Below are 21,050 nucleotides of genomic sequence, written 5' to 3'. Positions count from 1 at the left end.
GTGATGGATGCGGCGCAGTACGACCAGGAGTATCGGAGCGGCCGGCCGCCCTGGGACATCGGGGTGCCGCAGCCCGCGCTGACCCGAGTGCTCGATGCCGGCCTGGTGAAAGGGCCGGCGGTGCTCGACGCCGGCTGTGGCAGCGGCACGTTGTCGCTGGAGCTGGCCCGCCGCGGGTTCGAGGTGACCGGGGTGGACGTCTCGCGGGTGGCGATCGAGCAGGCCCGCGCGAAAGCCGCCGCCGCGGGCCTCAGCGTGCGCTTCGAGGTAAGAGACGCCACCCGGGAGCTGGGTGCCGGGCCGTTCGACTCGATCTTCGACTGCGGGCTGCTGCACAGCGTGCACCGGCTCGGCGCGGGCGAGGCGCGCAAGTATCTGGCGTTGCTGCCGGGGCTGGCCGCGCCCGGAGCGACCGTGTTCGTGGTGGCGGTGTCGGTGGCGTCGGGGCAGAGTTTCGGGCTGACCGAGGACTATCTGCGGCGGGCGTTCGGTGAGCCACTGTGGACCGGCACCGGGATTGCGGAGATCGACATCTCGGCGGTGGTGGACGGGTGCGACTTCACCCATCGGGGGTTCCTGGCGCGCGCTATCCGCCGTGGATATCGCTGACGAACGCGCGCAGCACGTCGGCGGCCGCCGCGTCCGGCGGAATGAACTGCAGGCCGAGGTCGTCGCCCTCCTTGCTCACGACGGTGGCGTGCACGGTGATCCGCTTGTCGTCCGCGCCGAGCGCGACGGTCACGGTGTCGCCCTCGGCGATGCGTGCGCCGGGCTGCACCGTGCAGCGCAGCCCGCCCGCGCTCAGGTTCTGGGTGGTGGCCGGCAGCGGCGGCCGGCCGGCGATCGTCAGGGTGGCCGGCACCTGCGCGCCGATGCGTTCGTGCTGGCGGCGTTCCAGGCGGCTGGCCAGGTCGGACATCTGCTCCACGCGGTCCAGCGTGCTGGTCATCTCGCTGGAGAGCTCGTCGACGAGGCTGTCCTGCTCGGCGACGACCGCACGCAGCGAGTCGGTGGCGGCGCCGACACTGTTCACCCCGTCGATCATGGTGGCGATGGTCTGGGCCATGTTCGCGGTGTCGCGTTCCAGGGCCGCGATGGTATCGGTGATCTGCTCGGTCGAGCGGGTGGTGTTGGTGGCGAGTTGTTTGACCTCGTCGGCGACGACGGTGAAACCTTCGCCGAGCTCGCCCGCCCGGGCGGCCTCGATGGTGGCGTTGAGAGCGAGCAGCCGGGTCTGCTCGGCGATGCCGGTGACCAGCGCGGCGGTGGCGGCGACCCGGCGCAGGCTCTGCTCCAGCGAGGTGATGACCTGTTCGGCCTGCCGGGCCTGCTCGACGACGGCGGTGGTGGCGGTGTCGGTGGTGGCGATGCTCGCGCCGATGACCTCGGCGCCGTCGCGGACCCGGCCGACCTTCTCGGTGACCCGGCGGATGTCGTCGGCGATGACGCCGGTGGACTCGTCGATGACGGTCTGGGTGCGTTCGCGGAACTGGGCTTCGATCTGGCGCTGGTGCAGGAACCCGGAGCGTAGTTGTTCCTCGCGGGCGAGTTGTGCGCCGCGCAGCTCTTCGTCCTGGTCGTAGAGCATGGTGCGGGCCGCGGTCAGGGCCCGGCCGATGTCGCCCATCTCGTCGCGGCCGCCGGGTACCGGTTTCGCGGTGAAGTCGCCGTCGGCAAGGGCGCTGACCGCGGCGACGGTACGCCGCACGTCGCGGGTGGTGCGCGTGACCACTGCGGTGGCGAACCAGCCGGCCAGCAGGAATCCGCCGACGGCGACGGCGAGCACGCTGAGCCGTTCGGTGCGGAACCCGCCGATGCGGGCGGTGAGCAGGTCGCTGAGAACCTCGTGCAGGGGTGCCACGGCAGCGCGAGCGGCGGCGCCGAGCGCGGCGGGGTCGCTGCTGGTGTGTTTCGGGATCTGCGCGGCCAGGGCGGCGGCGGCCGTCACGACCGCGTCGATAGGGGTGAGACGGCGAGCGAGGTCGCCGCGGCCAGTGCTGCGGGTCGCGGTCGAGATGTCGGTGGCGAGGCTCTCGGCGGTGGCCGACAGCGTGCCCGCGAGCACCGCCCGGTCGCCCGGCGACGCGATGGCGGTGGCGGCCTGCACGCCGGCGAGCAGGGCCTTGGGTAACTGCACGACCTGGGCGTCCATCACGTAGAACGAGTCGAGGTCGGGGTCGAGGATCAGGTTCGAGGCGTTACCGGCGTCGGTGATGAGCTGTACCAGTGCCTGGGCGAGGGCGAGCCGGTCGGTGGGCAGGTCGGTGCCGAGCCCGAGTTCCGGCGCGGCGGCCACGGCGGTGCGTACGGCTTCGAGGTCCGGGGTGTCGCCGGCGACGGTGCCGGCGAGGGCGAGCAGCATCGGGGCGACCACGTCGGCGCCGCGTTGTTCCAGGGTGCTGAACGCGATCTGGTCGTTGCGCACCTGGGTGTACATGGTGGTGGCCAGGACGCCGGGGATGAGCAGCACGAGGACCAGCACGGCGAGGCGCCGGCCGGTGCGCAGCCGGTCGCAGACGGCCGTCATGGGGTGCAGCGCCCACGGCACGCCGTGCGGATCTTCGATGCCGGTCATCGGGATCAGTCTGAGCCGGTTTCGGGTGCTCTGCGGGCAGAATCCTCCATGCCGGGCCCTTCGATGATCGTCCCAGGCATGGGGGTGCGCGGGGGCTGTGAGAGACTCGCCGCCGTGGGTGACGACAGTCTGCTGGATGCCCGGGCGCTCGTGCCGGCCGAGGGTGGCGAGTGGAACGGTCTGCTCTTCGACAATCCGTCGGTGGGGGTGCCGCCGGCGCTGACGTGGACGTTCCGGATCCCGTTCGCCGAGGTGCACGGTGAGGCCGTGGCGCTGGACGTCGAGTGGCTGCCGGTGCCGACCGGCGGGTGGCAGGTCATGTCCGGGCTGGCCGCGAGCAGTGGCGAGTTCGCGGAGCCGGCCGAGGCGAGTGTGCGGTTTCAGGGCCATCACCGCTACGACACGGTCGAGCTGCGGGTTCTGGAGCAGGACGGGCCGCGGATCCGGGTGGCGGTGACGGTGGCCGGCGATCTCGACCAGCTGGGGCCGGAGCAGGTCAGCGCCGAGGCGTGGCTGCGGTTCACCGGCATTTTCGTGCAGCTCAGCGGGGTCGGCGACGCGGCGTCGGCGCTGGCGCGGCTGGGCGAGTTCACCGACCCGGGCGGCCTGGCCGAACAGCCGGACCCGCGCGGCATCGCCTACCTGTTCGGCGCGCCCTAGCCGCGGAAAACCTCGGCGTAGCCGCCGGAAAACCGGGAGCGCGCCGCCCGCACCGGCCCGCATACTGGCCGCCGGCAAACGGAAAGGGCCTTTCATGATCCGGGTTACCGTGCGCGGTTCGTTCGACAACCTCAGCGCGGCGCAACTGGCCGAGCTCGTCGCCGAGCAGGCCGAGCATGACTTCCTGCGTACCGAGTACACCGCCGACGGCTATCTGGCCTACGACCTGCCGGGCCGGCCGTTCTTCACGTTCCGGTTCGCCGAGCAGGCCGCGGACGAAGCCGACATCGCGCGGGCCGCGGCCCGGGCGCAGGCCAAGGCGGAGGCGTGGATGGCCGAGCGGGGCTATCCGGTGAAGGGCCTGTCCACCCAGACGGTCGACATGAACACCGTGCCGCTGGGCAAGCGCGGCCGCCGGGAGGCCGCCCGCAAGGACCAGTGACCGGCACTAACCTTGGTCAACCCTAGGTTGACGAAACGTATGCCGTCAACCTAGGGTTGACGGCATGACGAACCCTCCCGTCCGGTTGGACGACCTCATCGCCGCGATCAACGCGAACCAGCCCGACGACGCGCTCGCCCGGGTGTCCGCCGCCGTGCTCATGGGCGACCACCTGGGCGATCTCGCCGACCATCTGATCGGCCACTTCGTCGACCAGGCCCGCCGCGCCGGCTCCTCGTGGACCGACATCGGCGCCAGCATGGGAGTGTCCAAACAGGCCGCGCAGAAACGCTTCGTCGGCAAGTCCGACCTGGACCCGTCGCAGGGCTTCGCGAGGTTCTCCAACCCGGCCCGCGAGGTCGTGGTCGCCTCGATGAGCCAGGCCAAGGGCATGGGCCTGCCGGAGATCCACGCCGAGCATCTGCTGGTGTCGCTGGTGGACGTTCCCGCCTCGATCGGCGCCCGGGCACTGCGGGCCCAAGGAGCACAACCCGATGCCGTACGCCGTGCCGTGCTGCAGGCGCTGCCGCCCGGCCGGATCGAGGTGCCCGACGTGGTGCCGTTCGACGCGCGCGCCCGCAAGGTGCTCGAGCTGAGCTTCCGGGAGGCGTTGCGGCTGCAGCAGGACGGCGTCGGCACCGGGCACCTGCTGCTCGCGTTGCTGCAGGAAGAACCCGAAGGCGGTGTGCTGGCCGGGCTGGGCGTGACCAAGGAGGCCGCCGATGCGTTCGTGAGCGGGGCGGACCCGGAGAAGTAGACCCTGACAGATGTCACGGTGCGGGCATGACGCATGCCCCGCGCGCCGGCACGGGCGTACGGCAATCATGATTGTCATGACCCTCACCGCCACACCTTCGACAACGGATCGGGACACCGCGGTCCCGGCCGTGCATATGGACGGCGTCGTCAAACGTTTCGGCGCCGTCACCGCGGTCGACGGCGTCGACCTCTCGATCCGGGCCGGCGAGGTGGTCGCCCTGCTCGGCCCGAACGGGGCCGGTAAGACCACCACCGTCGACATGCTGCTCGGCCTGTCGCACCCCACCGAGGGGTCGGTACGCGTGTACGGGCGCCAGCCGCACGAGGCGGTCGCGCTCGGCCTGGTGTCCGCCGTGATGCAGACCGGCGGGCTGCTCAAGGACTACACCGTCGAGGAGACGGTGCGGCTGACCGCGGTGCTGTTCGGCCGGCCGCGCAGCAGCGTCGGCGAGGCCCTGCAACGCGCCGGCATCGCGGACATCGGCAAGCGGATGGTCGGCAAGTGCTCGGGCGGGCAGCAGCAGCGGCTGCGGTTCGCGATGGCGCTGCTGCCCGACCCGGAACTGCTGATCCTCGACGAACCGACGACCGGCATGGACGTCGGCGGGCGGCACGACTTCTGGCAGGCCATCCGGCAGGACGCGCAGCGTGGCCGCACGGTCATCTTCGCCACCCACTACCTGGAGGAGGCCGACGCGTACGCGGACCGGGTGGTCTTCGTACGCCGCGGGCAGATCGTCGCCGACGGCACCGCCGCCGAGGTCAAGGCCCTGGCCTCGGGCCGCACCGTGCGCGCCACGCTGCCCGGCAGCACCGAGGGCGACCTGCGAAAGATCGCCGGGGTGGAGAACGCCGAGGTGCGCGGCGACACCGTCTACCTGCACGGCCGCGACACCGACGGGATCGCCCGGCACCTGCTCAACAACACCGACGCCCGGGACCTGGAGATCACCTCCCGCAACCTCGAAGAGGCGTTTTTGACCCTGACCGCGGACGACACCGAAAAGAGCAAGTGATGACCACCCTCGCGCAGCCGCGCAACCTGCCCAAGTTCGGTGGCTTCTCGGCCGGGATGATCGGCCTCGAGCTGCGCCGGATGATCCGCAACCGCCGCACCGTCGTCTTCACGCTCGTCATGCCCGCCGTCTTCTTCCTGATCTTCGGCACCAGCGGCAGCTACAAGACCGAACGCATCGGCGGCGGCAACCTCACCGGCTACGTCCTGATCAGCATGGCCGTGTACGGGGCGATGCTGGCCACCACCTCCGGCGGCGCGATGGTCTCCGTGGAACGGGCCGCCGGATGGAGCCGGCAGCTGCGACTGACCCCGCTGAAACCGGTCGCGTACATCGCCGTGAAAATGGTCCTCGCCATGATCATCGGAGCGGTGTCGGTCGCGGTCGCGTTCGCAGTCGGGGCGCTTTCGGGGGCGCAGCTGCCGGCCTCGGCGTGGATCGGCTGCGGGCTGCTGGCCTGGGCCTGCGCGCTGGTGTTCGCCGCGTTCGGCCTGTTCATGGGCTATCTGCTGCCGAGCGAGAACGTGATGCAGATCCTCGGGCCGATCCTGGCGGTGCTGTCGTTCGCCGGCGGGTTGTTCGTGCCGGCCAGCGAGCTGGGCTCGACGTTCGAGACGATCAGCAAGTTCACCCCGGTCAACGGGGTCGGCGGCATCGCCCGCTACCCGCTGACGCACGACGGGAACCTGTGGCTGTTCGTGCTGAACGTGGTGGCCTGGACGACGGTGTTCGCGGTCGGCGCGATCTGGCGGTTCCGCCGCGACACCGCCCGCGTCTGATAGGTAGTTTCATGCACATGGCGACGGCACCGAAGCAGGCGAAGGGCTGGCGGTACGGCTGGCTCTTCGCCGCCGTCTGGCTGTTCTATCTGGCCGAGAACGTCAAGGCGCTGCTCGAGCAGCCGGACATGTGGTGGCGCAACATCGGCCTGGTCGCCGTCGCGTTGTTCGCGGCGACCTACCTGTACGTGGTCAGCCTGTCGCGCCACGTGCGCCGCGAGCAGCTGCTCGGCTCCGGCTCGTTCACGGTGCAGGCGTGGGCCGGCGTGCTGGGCATGCTGGCGCTGTTCGCCGTGCAGATCCCCGGCGCCGGGGCACACGCGCTGACCTGCCTGGTGTATGTGGCGGCCTTCGCCATGGTGAGCCTGCCGCTGCAGTTCGCGATCCCGCTCGCCGCGGTGCTGGTCGCGCTGGCCGAGGCGCTGCCGGCCACGGTACCGGGCTGGTCGGACAACGGGTACGGGCTGGCGGTGCTGCTCGGCTCGCTGGCCACCTGGGGCATCCGGCTCGCCTGGGACCGCCAGCACCGGCTCGTCGACGCGCAGAAAGAGCTCTCGGATCTGGCCGTGCAGAACGAGCGGGCCCGCATCGCCGGTGACCTGCACGACATTCTCGGGCACTCGCTGACCGTGGTCGCGGTCAAGGCCGAGCTCGCGCAGCGGCTGCTGGACGTGGACGTGGAACGCGCCCGCAAGGAACTGGCCGACCTGGAGTCGCTCGCCCGTGACGCGCTGTCGGACGTGCGTTCGACCGCCATGGGCGTACGGGGAATCTCGCTGCCCGGAGAGATCGCGGCCGCGCGCGAAGCCCTCGCCGCGGCCAACGTCGAGGCCGAACTTCCCGGGGCAGCCGACGAGGTGCCCAGCCGCAACCGGGAGCTGTTCGCGTGGACCATCCGCGAGGCGGTCACCAACATCGTGCGCCACAGCAAGGCCAAACACGCTTTCGTACGCCTCGGGCCCGGCAGCGTGGAAGTCATCGACGACGGGGTGGGCTGCCTGGCACCCGGCTCACCCGACGGACAGGGGCTCTCCGGCCTGCGACGGCGGGCGGACGCGCTGGGCGCGACGCTGACCGTCGGCGGCCGCGACGACCAGCAGGGTTTCCGGATTCGCGTGGAGGTCCCCTCATGATCAAGTTGTTGCTCGCCGACGACCAGGCCCTGGTACGCGGCGCCATGGCCGCCCTGCTCGACATGGAGGACGACCTGAAAGTGGTCGCCGAGGTGGGCCGCGGCGACGAGGTGGTCGACGCCGCGCTCGCCCACGAGGCCGACGTGGCGCTGCTGGACGTGGAGATGCCCGGCATGGACGGCGTCAGCGCGGCCCGCGACCTGCACCGCGCCCTGCCCTCCTGCAAGGTGCTGATGGTCACCACCTTCGGCCGCGCCGGCTACCTGCGCCAGGCCATGGCCGCCGGCGCGGGCGGGTTCATCGTCAAGGACACCCCGGCCCGCCAGCTCGCCGACGCGGTCCGCCGGGTCCATCAAGGACTACGCGTGGTCGACCCGGCGCTGGCCGCCCAATCCCTGGCCCAGGGCGACTCGCCGCTGACCGACCGCGAGGCCGACGTGCTGCGCTCGGCCCGCGACGGCGGCACCGTCGCCGACATCGCCCGGGAACTGCACCTGTCCGACGGGACGGTCCGCAACCACCTGTCGTCGGCCATCGGCAAGACCGGCGCCCGCACCCGCGCGGAAGCCGTCCGGCTGGCGGTCGACAACGGGTGGCTGCTGTCCTGAACCCTCAGTCCTCGTCCTTCTCGTCCTCGCGCTGCTCCTTGTCCTTCTTCTCGGCCTCCCGCTCCATCGCCAGGTCCAGCGCGATCACACTGCCGATGATCAGCAGCTCGTCGACACCCTGCTCGACCCGTACGGCGTAGGTGTCGCGGATCGTCAGCCAGCGCTTAGACACCTCCGCGACCGTGTCCCCGTCGAGCTCGATGTCGTACTCGTGGTTCGACAGGTCACCCTTCATCTCCAGGTCGTGGCGGCCCGGGACATCGATGGTGAACTTGTCGCGGAACGGGGTGAACAGCTTCTTGCGGACCTCCGCGGCCTCCTCCCCGCCGATGCGGATCTCGTAGGTGGGCCGCAGCGCGATGAGGTGCCGGTGCACGGTGGCCAGCTCCACGCCGTCCGGGTCCTCGATGACCACCTTGTCGCGGATGCTCAGCGCCTTGCCGTCGATGCGGTACAGCTTGGTGCCCTGCTCGTCGAGCACGTCGAAATCGTCGCCGATGGAGAAGAACCGCTCCCTGATCAAGAACATGGCGCCCATTGTGACCCCACCCGCAAACTTGAGAACAATTCGCCGGTGCAACTAATCCGCAACCGTAAGTGACCGCCGGCTGCACCCGCCGCCACGAAAAGTTCCCCCCTGTCAGCAACGACAGGGGGGAACCAACCATGAGCAGCAAGTCCGTGACCCGCGAGCAGGAAACCCTCATCCGGGAGAACATGGCCCTGGTGGGTCACATGGTGCGCGAGATGCTGTTCAAGGTTCCGCCCCACGTGCACCGCGACGACCTCGCCTCGGCCGGCTACGCCGCGCTGGTCACGGCCGCCCAGGCGTACGACGGCGAGCGGGGCGTCCCGTTCGGCCGGTTCGCCGCCGTGCGGGTGCGCGGGGCGCTGCTCGACGAGCTGCGCGCCATGGACTGGGCGTCCCGCTCGGTACGGGCCCGGGCCCGCCGCGCCGAGGTGGCCCGCCAGGAACTGACCGCCCGGCTCGGCCGCACCCCCACCCCGACCGAGCTGGCCGAGCTGCTCGGTGTCGCGGTCGCCGAGCTCAGCAACGTCGACGACGACGTGCAGCGCGCCGCCGTGCTCTCGCTGCACGGCTTCGCGGCCGGCACCGCCGAGGACATGGTCGCCGAGACCTCGCTGAACCCCGAGGAGATGCTGCTGCACCGCGAGCGCATCGGCTACCTGCACGACGCCGTGGCCGTGCTGCCCGAGCGGCTGCGTTTCGTCGTGGAGGCCTCGTTCCTGCAGGAGCGGCCGCTCAGCGACGTGGCCGCCGAGCTGGGCGTCACCGAGTCCCGGGTCTCGCAGCTGCGCACCGAGGCGCTCGCGCTGCTCAAGGACGGCCTGGGCACGCACATGGAGCAGCGCGACAACGGCGCCGCCAAGGACAGCGTCGTGGCCCGCCGCCGTGCCGTATACGCGGCGCAGATCGCCGCCCGCAGCACCCTGTCCACCCGGCTGGGCGCCACCGACGCCAATGGCCTGCGTACGGCGGCCTGAAAGCTTCTTGTAGCGTTCTGAGCATGACGGTGACGTTGCAGGACATCCGGGACGCCGCGAAGCAGATCGCCGGGGTGGCACACCGCACCCCGGTGATCCGGTCCCGCACGCTGGACGCGCTGGCCGGCGCCGAGGTGTTCCTCAAGGCGGAAAACCTTCAGCGGGTCGGGGCGTTCAAGTTCCGCGGCGCCTACAACGCGATCTCCCGGCTCACCCCGCAGCAGCTCGAGCGGGGCATCGCCGCGTACTCGTCGGGCAACCACGCGCAGGCGGTCGCGTTGTCCGCCCGCGAGCTGGGCAGCACCGCGGTGATCGTGATGCCCGCCGACACGCCGGCCTCGAAGCTGGCCGCGGTCCGCGGCTACGGCGCCGAGATCATCACCTACGACCGGTACACCGGCGACCGGGAGGCCATCGGCGCCGAGCTGGCCGCCTCCCGGGGGCTGACGCTGATCCCGCCGTACGAGCATGAGCACGTCATCGCCGGGCAGGGCACCGCCGCGCTGGAGCTGCTCGACGAGACCGGCGACCTGGACGCGCTGGTGGTGCCGGTGGGCGGCGGCGGCCTGATCGCCGGCAGCGCCACCGCCGCGAAGGGCCTGCAGCCCGGCATCCGGGTGGTCGGGGTCGAACCGCAGGCCGGCGACGACACGAAACGGTCCCTGGCGGCGGGGGAGCGGGTCACCATCGAAGTGCCGCGCACGATCGCCGACGGGCAGGCCGCGTCGATCCCGGGCGAGATGACCTTCAGCATCAACAAGCGCCTGGTCGACGAGATCGTGCTGGTCTCCGACGACGAGATCCGCGACGCCCTGCGCTTCGCCGCGGACCGGCTGAAGCTGGTGATGGAGCCGAGCGGCGCCAGCGGTCTCGCCGCGCTGCTGACCGGCAAGCTGTCCCCGGTGCCCGCCCGCATCGGTGTGATCATCTCGGGTGGGAACGTGGGCGCCGCCCGGCTCGCCGAGCTACTCGCCTAACACCTTCGCCTCGACCGCCGGGTCCAGGCCCACCCGGGCCCGGTCGGTGCGCCGCGGCGGGTCCCCGGGCAGCGAGCGCAGCCACGCCCACGTGTCCGCGACCGTCTCCCGCACCGGCCGCACGGTCAGACCATGGGTGAGCGCCTTGGTGACGTCGCCGCGGTGCAGGTGGTCGTGGTCGGGGCCCGGTGGCAGCCAGATCGGTAACTGGATCCACGGTTCGATGCCGGCCGCCTCGATCACCTCCGGGGCGGTCCAGCGCAACTCGGCCGTACCGCCGGTGACCTCGTTCGCGGTATCGAGCAGCTCGCCCATGGTGGCGTGCCCGGACGGGCTGACCACGTTGTACGCCCCGGTCAGCCCGCGCGGCACCGCGTCCAGCAGGAACAGCGCCAGGTCACGGACGTCGATGTACTGCAACGGCAGCTCACGCGGGCCGGGCGCCAGGGCCGGGCCGCCGCGGGCCAGCCGGTTCAGCCACCACGGCAGCCGGCCTACGTCCTCGTGCGGGCCCAGGATCAGCCCGGCCCGGGCCATCAACGCGCCGCCGCCGAACTCGCGGACGGCCATCTCGCCGCGCAGCTTGTCCCCGGCGTACTCCGCATCGTCCACGTCGGCCAGCGGCGAGTCCTCGGTCAGCGGCTGCGGGGTGCCGTACGCGTACACCGAGCGCGTCGACACGTACTGGTAGACGCCGGCCCGATCACGAAGCAGCGAGGCCGTACGGCGTACGGCCTCGCTGTCTGCCGACCACGTGTCGGTGATCGCGTCCCACTGCTCGTCGTTGTCCAGGGCGCTCAGGCCGCCGCCGGCCAGCCGGTCGCCGGTGAGTAACCGGACCCCGGCGGGCGGCGGTCGTAAGCCCCGGTTGAACACTGTCACGTCGTCGCCGCGCCGCACGGCCTGCTCGGCCAGGGTGCGCCCCACGAAGCCCGATCCACCCAGAATCAGCAGTCTCATGGGGACCGATCGTGCCGCCCGCACCACCGCCGGCGACAGGGGTGATCGCGGACAGCGCAATTACAAGAACGCGCGGATCGCTTCCACCACAAGCGCGTGGTCGTCCTCCTGCGGCAGCCCGGACACCGTCACGACACCGACCACCCCGACGTCGCGTACGCGAACGGGAAACGCACCACCGTGCGGCGCGTACTGCGCCGGATCCACCCCCAGGCCCGCGCCCAGCTCCACGCCGCGGGCGGCGAGACGGCGGCCGAACAGGAACGACGACACGCCGTAGCGCTCCACCACGCGCACCTTGCGCTCGATCCAGGTGTCGTTGTCGGTGACACTGCCCGGCAACGCCGCGTGGAACAGCTGCTGCGTGCCCCGCCGGATGTCGATCGCAATGGGCAGGCTGCGGCGCTGCGCCATGATCACCAGCGCGGAACCCAGCTTCCACGCGTCGTCGTTGTCGAAACGGGTGAACACGAGGTCACGTTCCTGCGCCTCGAGCTGCGAAATCACATCATCGGTCATGAGAATCATTCTTACGCCGCGCGCGCTGCAACCAACTACCGATGAGCGCCCCAGCGACGAAGATCATCATCGTGCAGCACAACGCCTTGGTGAACACCCGCGCCGCCTCCTTCGTTAGGGTCGGTACTCGTGCGCCTGGCCACCTTCAACCTGCTGCACGGCAGATCCCTGCACGACGGCACGGTACACGCCGACCGCGTCGCCGGGGCCATCGCCGACCTCGACGCCGACGTCCTCGGCCTGCAAGAGGTCGACAAGGCCCAGCCCCGCAGCGGCCTGCTCGACCTCACCGCCATCGCCGCCGAATCCCTGCACGCGAGGGTGCACCGCTTCGCCGCCGCCGTCGTCGGCACCCCCGGCGAGACCTGGCAGCCCTGGCGCAGCCACGAGGACAACCTTCATCCCCTGTACGGGATAGCCCTGATCAGCCGTTACCCGGTGGCCCACTGGCAGATCACCGCCCTGCCCGGCGCCCCGATCCGCTCACCCGTATACACCCCCGACGACGGACTCATGCTGCTCAAGGACGAACCCCGGGTGCTGCTCGCCGCCGTCCTCGACACCCCGCACGGGCAGATGACCGTCGCCACCACCCACCTGTCCTTCGTGCCCGGCTGGAACCTGCGGCAACTGCGGCACGCCGTACGGGCAATAAGGCATTTGCCCGCCCCAAGGGTGCTGCTCGGCGACCTCAACATGCCCGCCGTGCCGGTCCGCGCCGTCACCGGCTGGAAACCCCTCGGGAAAGCCCCCACCTTCCCCAGCCCCGCCCCCAGAGCACAGCTCGACCACGTCCTCGCCGACCCCCGCGGCCGGGCCGCCCTGGGACGGGTGGTGCAGGTCAGCACCCCACACGCACCCGTCTCCGACCACCGGCCGCTGGTCGTGCACCTAGACCGTTAGCTGATAGAAGTTCCACTTCTTCGACTCGATCGGGAGCAACCGCACCGCCGCGAACCCCGCCTCGGCCGCATACCGGCGCACCGTGCCCGGCCGCATCACCATGCCGGTGGCCGCCGACCCCGGACCCATCGCGTTCGGCAGACACACCATCAGGCTGACCCCGTAGTCCAGCTGCTCCTGCGGGGTACCCGGCACCGAGAACTCCTCCGCCACGTGCGAGTCCACCACCAGCACGAACGCGTCCTCGGCCAGGGACTTACGCACCGTCCGCAGCACCTCCACCGGATTCGACATGTCGTGCAACGCCTGAATGATCGTCACCACGTCGTAGCGCTCACCGGCCAGCGACGCCGCGTCACCCGCCTCGAAACGCACCCGATCGCTCAGGCCACGCTCACGCGCGTACCGGTTCGCCTCGGCGACCGCCTCCCCGTCAAGATCAATACCGTCGACCGACACCAGCGGGTACGCCTCGGCCATCGCGATACTCGACCAGCCCGTACCACTCGCGATGTCCGCGATCCGCGCACCCGGCTGCCGCAACCGGCGATCAACCTCCGGGATCGAAGGCAGCCACTGCTTGCCCAGGAAGTTCAAATACAGCCCCCGGCTCGGCTCCGAACGCCCCTCCGGCTCCCACGGCAGACTCGGCGGCGCCTGCCCCGTCCGAAACGCCGTCACCAGATCCGGAAGCCGACGCGCCGAACGCGCCACATCGGTCGTCGACGCGACAGCGGTCATCATCGAGTCCGGATCCGCCAGCACCGGCACATGCTCGGCCGGCAACCGGTACCGGCGCGGGTCCGCCCGCTCGTCCTGCACCTCGACCAGCTCCCGCACCGCCTGCTGACTCAGCCACTCCTCGGTGTAGCGCACCGACGTCCCGGTACGTTGCGCCAAACCCTCGGCGGTCAGCCAATCGCCGCCGGTCATCGCCCGGTAATAACCGAGCTGATCACCCAGATAGATCGAGTAGAGATCCAGCGCACCGATGGTTTCCTCGAACAGCCGTTGGGCGAGCACATCTGACTTCATGTGCAGGACAACGGCCCGCACTCAGGGCCTGTTCGCCGCCGTGCGCAGGAACACGTCCTCCAGCCCGTCCTCCGGATCCCACTGCTCACCGACCTTCCGGAAGCCCAGACCCGCGATCGTCCTACGGGAACCGGCGTTGTCCGGCCGGATACTCGCCCGCACCGCGCTCACTCTTGGATCGCCGTCGGCCCGCGCCAGCAGCGACTCCAGCATCGCCCGCGCATACCCCTTACGCCGATGCACCGGATCCACCGAATACGCCACCTCCACCACCCCATCGGCATCCGGCGGACCATGAAACCCAGCGTGACCGACCACCACACCCTGCGGCTCCGCCACCGCCGCCCGCGCGATCCACTCCGCGGCCCGCGGATCCCGCTCGATGTCCTGCAGACGAATCCGCCACAACCAGGACTCATCAACCAGGTACGGCGTCAGGAGAACACCCGCCGCGGCACTCGCGGCCCCGAGATCACCCTCGATCAACGCCCGCAGCGCGACGGGGGATAGCTGTACGAAACGGATATCCGGCACGCAACGCATGATCACACGCCGTGGTGATCGATGCCACCCGCTAATCCATTGCTTGCGCAATACAGTTTTTCATGAGGGGGTATCTCAGGGCGGTTCCCCAGCCCCAACCCCCCAACCGTCGACCCGACAGGAAGCACCATGGAAGCCATCTACACCACCAGCGCCACCTCCACCGGCGAAGGACGCGGCGGACACGTCCGCTCCGTCAACGGCGTCATCGACACCGACCTCGCCTACCCCAAGGAGATGGGCGGCCCCGGCGGCGACCTCCCCAACCCCGAGATGTTCTTCGCCGCCGGCTGGGCGGCCTGTTTCCACTCCGCCATCAAGGGCGTCGCCCGCTACCGCAAAATCAAGCTCGGCGACGACACCGCCGTGACCGTCGACGCCGGACTCGTCAAGAACGACAGCGGGGCGTACCAGTTGCAGGTCGCCATCGAGGTCGAGATCCCCGGCGTGGACGAAGAGACGGCCCGCGAGATCGTCGAGGCCGCGCACCAGACGTGCCCGTACTCCAACGCCACCCGCGGCAACATCGAGGTCAGCTTGTCGCTCGCCTGATCTCTGGCTGTTTTGTAAGCGGCCTCCTCAGATTCCCCGCAGCGCGCGGTTCGTGCGGTTCGCCCGCACGGCCGCGCGCTGCTGGGCCGCCGTCACATCGATATAGCCCTGCGTCGTGGCCAGCGACGCATGCCCCAGCAACCGCATGATCTCCGACGCGTTCGCCCCGTCCTCCGCCAGCCGCGTCGCGAACGTATGCCGCAACGCATGCAACTGCGCACCCCGCGGCACCCGGTCCTGCACCCCCGCACGCCGGTAACAGGACCGCACCAGATACTGCAGACCACCCCGCTTCAACGCCGCACCGTGCCGATCCACCAGCAACGCCTCATCCTTCGACGCCCGCCCGAACCGCACCCGCCGGCTGTCCACATAGCGCTCGACCACCGCGTCCAGCTCCGGCTCGATCGGCACACTGCGCGGCCGCCCGCCCTTACCCGCCACCTCGACCCACCTTTCCCCGTCGCGCCCCATGACCGAACCGACCCGGAGCGCCAGCAGCTCGGACAGCCGCAGCCCCGCACACAACGCGAGCCCCAGCACCGCCAGGTCACGCTCCGGCCAGGGGTCACGCTGCCGCTCGTCGGTCCGGCTCACCGCGTCCAGCAGCCGCTCCGGGGTGTCGTCGCCACGCAGCGGCTTAGGGGAGTGGGCCGGCAGCCTCGGCTTGTCCACCGCCGGCATCGGGTTACCCGCCATGATCTGCTCGGTCACCAGAAACGTGCAGAACGCGTTCCACGACGACCAGGCCCGAGCCACCGAGGCAGGGGAGCGCTCCGCTGCGAACCGGGCAAAGGCGCTCCGCAGCAGCCGAGGGGAGAGGTCACCGAGAGTGACCGGCTCCGTCCCGATCAGCCCCGCGATCAGGCCCAGGTCCCGCCGGTACGCCTGAAGCGTGTGCACCGACGGCTTGCGCACCGCCCGAGCAGCCAGGAACTCACCGATCAGCTCGCGAACATCCGTCCCATGCATAAGACACATTATGCATTATATCGGGACGATTCGCCTATCCGTCGATGTCCCGTTCTCCGGTTCGCGGCGCCACTACGGCGGATGTCGCCCTAGCGCCATGATCAGCAAAGTGGCGGTGCCGGGCCGCACCCGCGGCGGCGGGGAGGGAGCGCGGGCTGCTGCAGGTCGCTGGGGCGGGCTCGGCGACCTGCGGCAGCGTTCACGTGCCGCCCAGCGCCGCCGGGCCACAGGTGTCGAGCCGCACGCGGGCGGTGCCGACCGATCGCGGCGGACCCGCTGCGGCCGCCTGTCGCCGTCATCGCCTCGAAGCCGCCACGCCCGTCAACGAAGCGGTAGAACGGGCGTCTCCTGGGCTCACCGGTCGGCCGCTTCTCCCGATCGCCGGCTGGGACTGCGGGCCGGCCGCCGCTTCCATCTGCGCCGGCCGACGCCTCCATACCGCGGGGTTCGGGTGTTGCCGCGTGTCGCGGTGTTCGGGTGGCTGGGCTGGGCTGCCATGGCGGCGGTGCGGTGGCTGCCGCTGGTTGCCGCCCGTCGCGGTGTCTGGTTAGGCCGCATAAAGCGGGATTTGGCGTGCATCGGGTGCGACGGTGAGCCCACTCTTGCCGGCCGCCCCGCCTCGCCGTCTCACTATCTGGGCGGAACCGTCCATAGTCTGGACTATAGTCCACATTGAACGGTTGATTCGTCGCTTATCTCAGCTTTGCGGCGGCCGGTTCGCGACTGTTTTCGAGACCTTGGAGAGTTGCGCCCACATACGAGCCATAACTCTCCAAGGTCTCGAAAACCAGGCCGCGCCGCGCTGAATCGGCCGCACCAAAGTGGGGTCAAGGCGACAAAGCGGTGCTTGATCATGGGGTTACGGTCGACGTGCAGGCGAGTTGGGCCTCGCCACGTTGACTGCAACGACACGGTTTGGCAGCGCCTTGTGCCGGGCGGCCTGCGTTCGCCGACGCCCGGTCGGCGAGGCGCTCCGCATGAACGGCATCCGTGAGGTGGGGGCGGAGGCGACGACGTGCCCAGGACCGCATGGGGGCGGAGGCGACGACCGCGCCCAGGACCGCAGCTGCAATCGGGCCCCGGACCGGACCGGGCCAGCAACTACAACTGCGACCGGGCCTAGGACCGCACCGCGATCGTTACTGCAACCGTCGCGGTCGACCTTGTCGGTGACCAGCCGGGCTACGGAGTGCGTGCTTAGGCATCTCGTGGAGCTCGTCGACACGATCCGCCGGGTCAGCTCCGGGAGGTCGGGGCGGCTGGATCATCGCGAGAACCACGTACCGCCGAAAGGTCAGCCACCCCTCTCGGGGACCGCCCTCTCTCCGCTAGATTGACATAATGTACATTATCGACCTGGGATTTGGTCGATGGGCGGAGCAGCGGAAACGGCTGCGTTCGGCCAGCGGCCTGTAGCCCCTGCGCGACGACGTGGCCGAGCCGCAATCGCCGCTCCGAAAATTGTCCTCGTGGCCCGCGCCAGGGCTGCCGATCCCTGCAACCGGCTCAGGAACGGACTCGGCCGGTCACTGCTGCTTCACATCGATCGCGCTGTTCGTGCCGACGCCGCTGGTCGTCTGTCGCGTGCAGTACCGGACCGAGCGGGCGCGATCGCGGACAGCGCAGTCACCAGAAGCGTCAGACAGCTCCCGCCGCCTCGCGTTCGGCACGCCTCACCCACGCTCGGCCCGGAGCGCCGCAAGTGCGCCTCTGGCCGGTCCTCGCGGGTTTTCTCCGTTGCCGGCTCGTCGCTCTAACCGCGATGGCTTGGTGTGCGGGAGCTGATGCCGTACAGGGCAAGGCGGTGGTCCGCACCCGGCTTTCCTTGCGCGGTTGCGGCTCCCCTGCCCACTGAGCTCCGCGGGACCAGATGCCGGTCCGCGCGCGGCTTTCCCTGTTCGGCCGCCGCTCCCCTGACCCGCGGGACCTGATTCTGGCGGCGCGAGGCGGCGGTCCACGCCCGGCTTTCCTTGTACGGCCGCCGCTCCCCTGCCCCTGACCTCGCGAGGACCTGTTGCCGGCGGCCGCGCCCGTGAGTCATGTGCGTCTCCCGGATAGCGAGGCCGCTCGCGTGCCCGAGATTGGCGGCTCCCCCGCGCAACCACACATTCGGCCGCCGCGATTACGAGCGGCTGAAGGTTCGGGTCAGGGCGGCGGCTACGGCGGTGAACAGCAGCCAGCCCAGCGCGGTCAGGGCGTAGGCCAGCCACTGGGCGTCCCCGCTGACGCCGAAGGTGGTCTCCTGGCCGAAGTTCACGATGGGCAGCAGCAGGTCGAGGGTGTAGACGAGCGGGTGGAAGGTGGTGCCGGCGCGGCCGCGGGCCGGTGGGTCGACGGTGAAGACGATGGTGCCGGCCACGGTCAGTGCCAGCAGCCAGAGGGCGGCGCGACCGGGGCGGTATCCGTAGCCGAGCAGGATGTCCTGCAGCAGGCTCCACGCTTGGCCGGGTGGGGTCAGTCCTCGCCGGCGGCGGCGTTGCCGGGCGAGCAGGACGGTGCGGGCGTCGGTGTCGTGGCCGATCTGGCGGTACAGGGTGGCGAGTTGTTCGTACGGCTGGGGGCGGTATCCGGCGGGGTCGCGGTCGAGCCACGGCAGGCGGGTGCGGGCGGTGCCGGCGGGTTCGAGGGCGGTGTATCGGGTGCCGTCCAGGCGTAGCCGGGCGGGCCAGTGGCCGGGGTCGTCGCGCAGGATCTGGAACTGGGCGTGGCGTAGGTCGACGGTGCCTTCGATGTGCGGGGCGAGCAGGGTGAGCTGTCCGGCGCGTACGCCCCAGGCGTCCAGGGCGGTGGCGCCGGGGTTGAGCAGCAGCGCGTCGGTCAGGTTGATCTCGCCGGTGATGTCGGCGGAGCGCAGGAGTAGCCGGCCGTGCACGCGCAGGCCCTGCTGGGCGTGGATGCTGCCGCCGGCGTGCATGCCGGTGAGGTCGATGTCGCCGGTGCAGGTGGTGCCCTGCAGGTAGAGGTGGCGGCCGATCTGGACGGCTTCACCGAAGACGGCGGCGGCGCGGTCGCCGAACTGGTCGGCGGGGCGGTGGCCGGCTCGGATGTGTGCCCAGTCGAGGTCGATGTTGCCGGTGACGTGGGCGCCGTAGATGACCAGGCCGCCCAGGATGGTGGATTTGACGAGGCCGAGGCTGCCGGCGACGGTGACGGCGAAGGCGTCGAGGCCGGGCAGGGTGCAGTTGGTGAAGGAGACGGAGCGCAGGCGGGCGAACGAGAGGGTGGGCACGGTGTCGAAGGTGCAGCCGGTGAAGTTGATCGCGGGGTCGGCTTCGGCCTGGTAGAGGTCGAGGTGGCCGGTGATGTCGGCGCCGTGCAGGGACAGGGCGGCGCGGTGGCCGGGTTCGGGGGGCCGGGCGCCGAGGAGCAGGGTTCGGATGAGCGACGCGCGTACGGGCTGGGGTTGGGCGAATTTGACTGTCCGGCCGTACGGGAAGGCGTCCCATAGTTGTTGTTCGGCCGGGGATAACGTGCCCGGTTCGTCGGGGGTCACCTCTGGAGCATTCCACTTAGGAGTGCGGGCTGTCCGGGGGTGGCTTGGCGGATCTTCGTCGGGGCATTGTGACCGGTAGATTGCTGCGGTGGATGTTCGGTGGATGACGGTTTTTCTGGATTCGCCAGTACGGGTGGCGGAGGGTTTCTGGCTTGGGGTGACCGGGGCGTCGTTGTCGCGGCGGCGTGGGGCGGGTGGCGAGTTCGCGACGTTGGTGCCGCGCGACGGGGACGCGTACGTGCGGGTGCAGGTGGTGGGTGATCCGCCGGCGCGTTCGCATCTGGATCTGCATGTCGATGATGTGCGGGCGGTTGCCGGGGTGGCGGTTTCGCTGGGGGCGCGGGTGGTGCGTGCCGAGGAGGGGTTGATCGTGCTGCGCTCCCCCGCCGGGTTGTTGTTCTGTCTGGTGGGGTGGCGTGGGGAGGCGCGGCTGCCGGCGCCGGTGCGGTGGCCGGGTGGGCAGTTGTCGCTGGTGGATCAGGTGAGTGTGGATCTGCCGGATGCCGCGTACGAGGTGGAGGTCGGTTTCTGGGAGGGTCTGACCGGGTGGTCGCGCAGGCCGACGGGGTTGCCGGAGTTCGAGCATTTTCAGCGGGGTCCGGGGATGCCGTTGCGGTTGTTGTTCCAGCGTCTGGGGTCGGGGGCGGCGCGGATGCATGTGGATCTGGCGTGTGACGACGTGGACGCGGAGGTGGTTCGGCATCGGGCGTTGGGGGCTGTGGTGGTGCGGCGGGTGGTCGGTGAGTGGACGACGTTGCGGGATCCGGCGGGGCGCGAATATTGCGTGACGGCGCGTTCGCCGTTGCGGTGAGGGTTTTGTCGGTGGGTCCTGGTAGAAAGTTCTCGCACAGTTGTTCGAAGAAGGAGTGGGTGTGATGGTGACGACCGGGGTCCGGGGTTTGAGCACCGACGAGTTGCAGGTGATCCGCGACGGTGTGGACGCCGGGCGTAAGCCGCGGGTGCAGTTCACCGAGTCGGCGGGGCAGATCGCGGGGCAGATCGGGCAGGTGGTGGCGCTGACCGATCCGGCGGAGTCGGACGAGTGGGTGGTGGTGCGGTTCGGGCGTGACGAGTTGCCGTTCTCCCCCGCTGACCTGCAGGTGGCGCCGCGGGGTGCGGCGGCGAAGAAGGCGGCGGCGAAGCCCGAGCCGGACCCGGAGCCGGCCGTGCCGGAGCCGGAGTTTTTGATCGACAAGCCGTTGCCGGAGGAGAAGAAGGTGGAGACGGTGGACAAGCCCGAGAGTGTGGTTCCGGCGCCCCGCAAGGCCGCGGCGAAGACCGCGAAGGCGAAGGCTCCGGCGGGTCTCACGGTCATTTTGGCGTACGCCGAGGGCGAGTGGACGGTTGCCGCGTCGCAGGGCACGAAGGCTCTCGCCAAGCCGTATGTGATCAAGCCGGCGGAGGCGTTGCGGATGGTGTCGCTGGTCGACGTCCCGGGGGTGCAGGAGGCGGTCGAGCAGATCATGGCGTCGGAGCGGGCCGACGCGGAGCAGCAGGCGTCGCGGTTGCGGGCCGAGCTGGCCGAGATCGAGGCGCGGCTGGCGGAGCTGGGTGAGGCCGGCTGACGGGACCTCTTGGTTGGTAGCGTGCGGCGGTGCCGATTGTCCTAGCGCTTCCT

The 21,050-nt window shown here is 70.5% G+C and carries 22 protein-coding genes; 14 read left to right on the top strand and 8 right to left on the bottom strand.

Translation table 11 applies throughout. From position 1 onward, the window contains the following. Nucleotides 1-3: 3 nt before the first annotated feature. On the top strand, nucleotides 4-609 hold the full coding sequence (locus tag HH310_RS16225) for a bifunctional 2-polyprenyl-6-hydroxyphenol methylase/3-demethylubiquinol 3-O-methyltransferase UbiG (protein WP_169176389.1): 606 nt from the start codon (nucleotides 4-6) through the stop codon (nucleotides 607-609). Here HH310_RS16225 and HH310_RS16220 read toward each other — a convergent pair. After that, nucleotides 587-2,575: a methyl-accepting chemotaxis protein gene (locus tag HH310_RS16220; RefSeq protein WP_169176388.1), complete on the bottom strand. Its 1,989-nt coding sequence runs from the start codon at nucleotides 2,573-2,575 to the stop codon at nucleotides 587-589. The genes HH310_RS16225 and HH310_RS16220 overlap by 23 nt on opposite strands. 114 nt (nucleotides 2,576-2,689) lie before the next feature. Between HH310_RS16220 and HH310_RS16215 the strand changes: the two genes are divergently transcribed. The 7 genes from HH310_RS16215 (at nucleotide 2,690) to HH310_RS16185 (ending at nucleotide 7,972) form a co-directional block, all read left to right on the top strand. After that, nucleotides 2,690-3,235: a hypothetical protein gene (locus tag HH310_RS16215; RefSeq protein ID WP_169176387.1), complete on the top strand. Its 546-nt coding sequence runs from the start codon at nucleotides 2,690-2,692 to the stop codon at nucleotides 3,233-3,235. Between the two features lie 94 nt (nucleotides 3,236-3,329). Further along, on the top strand, nucleotides 3,330-3,677 hold the full coding sequence (locus HH310_RS16210; protein ID WP_169176386.1) for a DUF6204 family protein: 348 nt from the start codon (nucleotides 3,330-3,332) through the stop codon (nucleotides 3,675-3,677). Nucleotides 3,678-3,741: 64 nt separating this feature from the next. Further along, complete coding sequence (locus HH310_RS16205) at nucleotides 3,742-4,434, top strand: Clp protease N-terminal domain-containing protein (protein WP_169176385.1); 693 nt, start codon at nucleotides 3,742-3,744, stop codon at nucleotides 4,432-4,434. 76 nt (nucleotides 4,435-4,510) lie between these two features. Continuing rightward, nucleotides 4,511-5,452: an ABC transporter ATP-binding protein gene (locus tag HH310_RS16200; protein WP_169176384.1), complete on the top strand. Its 942-nt coding sequence runs from the start codon at nucleotides 4,511-4,513 to the stop codon at nucleotides 5,450-5,452. Beyond that, complete coding sequence (locus tag HH310_RS16195; RefSeq protein ID WP_169176383.1) at nucleotides 5,452-6,231, top strand: ABC transporter permease; 780 nt, start codon at nucleotides 5,452-5,454, stop codon at nucleotides 6,229-6,231. Before HH310_RS16200 ends, HH310_RS16195 begins: the two co-directional genes overlap by 1 nt. A gap of 17 nt (nucleotides 6,232-6,248) precedes the next feature. Further along, complete coding sequence (locus HH310_RS16190; RefSeq protein WP_169176382.1) at nucleotides 6,249-7,364, top strand: sensor histidine kinase; 1,116 nt, start codon at nucleotides 6,249-6,251, stop codon at nucleotides 7,362-7,364. After that, the gene (locus HH310_RS16185; RefSeq protein WP_169176381.1) at nucleotides 7,361-7,972 is read left to right on the top strand and encodes a response regulator transcription factor; all 612 of its coding nucleotides are present in this window, start codon (nucleotides 7,361-7,363) and stop codon (nucleotides 7,970-7,972) included. The genes HH310_RS16190 and HH310_RS16185 overlap by 4 nt, the downstream gene beginning before the upstream one ends. A 4-nt stretch (nucleotides 7,973-7,976) precedes the next feature. On the opposite strand, the gene HH310_RS16180 is transcribed toward HH310_RS16185, so the two are convergent. Then, nucleotides 7,977-8,501, bottom strand: coding sequence for an LURP-one-related/scramblase family protein (locus HH310_RS16180; protein ID WP_169176380.1), 525 nt, complete (start codon nucleotides 8,499-8,501; stop codon nucleotides 7,977-7,979). Between the two features lie 137 nt (nucleotides 8,502-8,638). On the opposite strand from HH310_RS16180, the gene HH310_RS16175 reads away from it, so the two are divergent. Next, nucleotides 8,639-9,478, top strand: a complete 840-nt coding sequence (locus HH310_RS16175) for a sigma-70 family RNA polymerase sigma factor (protein ID WP_169176379.1) — start codon at nucleotides 8,639-8,641, stop codon at nucleotides 9,476-9,478. A gap of 23 nt (nucleotides 9,479-9,501) precedes the next feature. After that, the gene (locus HH310_RS16170) at nucleotides 9,502-10,455 is read left to right on the top strand and encodes a pyridoxal-phosphate dependent enzyme (protein ID WP_169176378.1); all 954 of its coding nucleotides are present in this window, start codon (nucleotides 9,502-9,504) and stop codon (nucleotides 10,453-10,455) included. On the opposite strand, the gene HH310_RS16165 is transcribed toward HH310_RS16170, so the two are convergent. Together HH310_RS16165 and HH310_RS16160 are read right to left on the bottom strand one after the other, a co-directional pair. Then, nucleotides 10,444-11,415: an NAD-dependent epimerase/dehydratase family protein gene (locus tag HH310_RS16165; protein WP_169176377.1), complete on the bottom strand. Its 972-nt coding sequence runs from the start codon at nucleotides 11,413-11,415 to the stop codon at nucleotides 10,444-10,446. The genes HH310_RS16170 and HH310_RS16165 overlap by 12 nt on opposite strands. 60 nt (nucleotides 11,416-11,475) lie before the next feature. Beyond that, nucleotides 11,476-11,934, bottom strand: a complete 459-nt coding sequence (locus tag HH310_RS16160) for a heme-degrading domain-containing protein (protein WP_169176376.1) — start codon at nucleotides 11,932-11,934, stop codon at nucleotides 11,476-11,478. A gap of 129 nt (nucleotides 11,935-12,063) precedes the next feature. Between HH310_RS16160 and HH310_RS16155 the strand changes: the two genes are divergently transcribed. Further along, complete coding sequence (locus tag HH310_RS16155; RefSeq protein WP_169176375.1) at nucleotides 12,064-12,837, top strand: endonuclease/exonuclease/phosphatase family protein; 774 nt, start codon at nucleotides 12,064-12,066, stop codon at nucleotides 12,835-12,837. Here the strand turns inward: HH310_RS16155 and HH310_RS16150 are convergent. After that, nucleotides 12,826-13,872, bottom strand: a complete 1,047-nt coding sequence (locus HH310_RS16150; protein WP_169176374.1) for a bifunctional 2-polyprenyl-6-hydroxyphenol methylase/3-demethylubiquinol 3-O-methyltransferase UbiG — start codon at nucleotides 13,870-13,872, stop codon at nucleotides 12,826-12,828. The genes HH310_RS16155 and HH310_RS16150 overlap by 12 nt on opposite strands. 21 nt (nucleotides 13,873-13,893) lie before the next feature. After that, nucleotides 13,894-14,406, bottom strand: a complete 513-nt coding sequence (locus HH310_RS16145) for a GNAT family N-acetyltransferase (protein ID WP_396027522.1) — start codon at nucleotides 14,404-14,406, stop codon at nucleotides 13,894-13,896. A 138-nt stretch (nucleotides 14,407-14,544) separates the two neighbouring features. Between HH310_RS16145 and HH310_RS16140 the strand changes: the two genes are divergently transcribed. Beyond that, complete coding sequence (locus HH310_RS16140; protein WP_169176372.1) at nucleotides 14,545-14,967, top strand: organic hydroperoxide resistance protein; 423 nt, start codon at nucleotides 14,545-14,547, stop codon at nucleotides 14,965-14,967. A 27-nt stretch (nucleotides 14,968-14,994) separates the two neighbouring features. Here the strand turns inward: HH310_RS16140 and HH310_RS16135 are convergent, their stop codons facing one another. After that, nucleotides 14,995-15,948: a tyrosine-type recombinase/integrase gene (locus tag HH310_RS16135; protein ID WP_169176371.1), complete on the bottom strand. Its 954-nt coding sequence runs from the start codon at nucleotides 15,946-15,948 to the stop codon at nucleotides 14,995-14,997. A 2,113-nt stretch (nucleotides 15,949-18,061) separates the two neighbouring features. Continuing rightward, entirely contained in the window at nucleotides 18,062-19,432 is a 1,371-nt protein-coding gene (locus HH310_RS16130) for a hypothetical protein (protein WP_169176370.1), read from the bottom strand. A gap of 103 nt (nucleotides 19,433-19,535) precedes the next feature. Here HH310_RS16130 and HH310_RS16125 point away from each other — a divergent pair, with 103 nt between their 5' ends. Beyond that, entirely contained in the window at nucleotides 19,536-20,243 is a 708-nt protein-coding gene (locus HH310_RS16125; RefSeq protein WP_211192211.1) for a VOC family protein, read from the top strand. A 64-nt stretch (nucleotides 20,244-20,307) separates the two neighbouring features. Next, the gene (locus HH310_RS16120; RefSeq protein WP_169176558.1) at nucleotides 20,308-20,997 is read left to right on the top strand and encodes a hypothetical protein; all 690 of its coding nucleotides are present in this window, start codon (nucleotides 20,308-20,310) and stop codon (nucleotides 20,995-20,997) included. Nucleotides 20,998-21,050 lie beyond the last annotated feature (53 nt).

This window comes from Actinoplanes sp. TBRC 11911 (assembly GCF_012933445.1).
In the GTDB taxonomy this organism is placed as follows: Bacteria; Actinomycetota; Actinomycetes; order Mycobacteriales; family Micromonosporaceae; genus Actinoplanes.
Note: the sequence above shows the minus strand (reverse complement) of the source record. Positions and strands in the feature narration are given on the sequence as shown.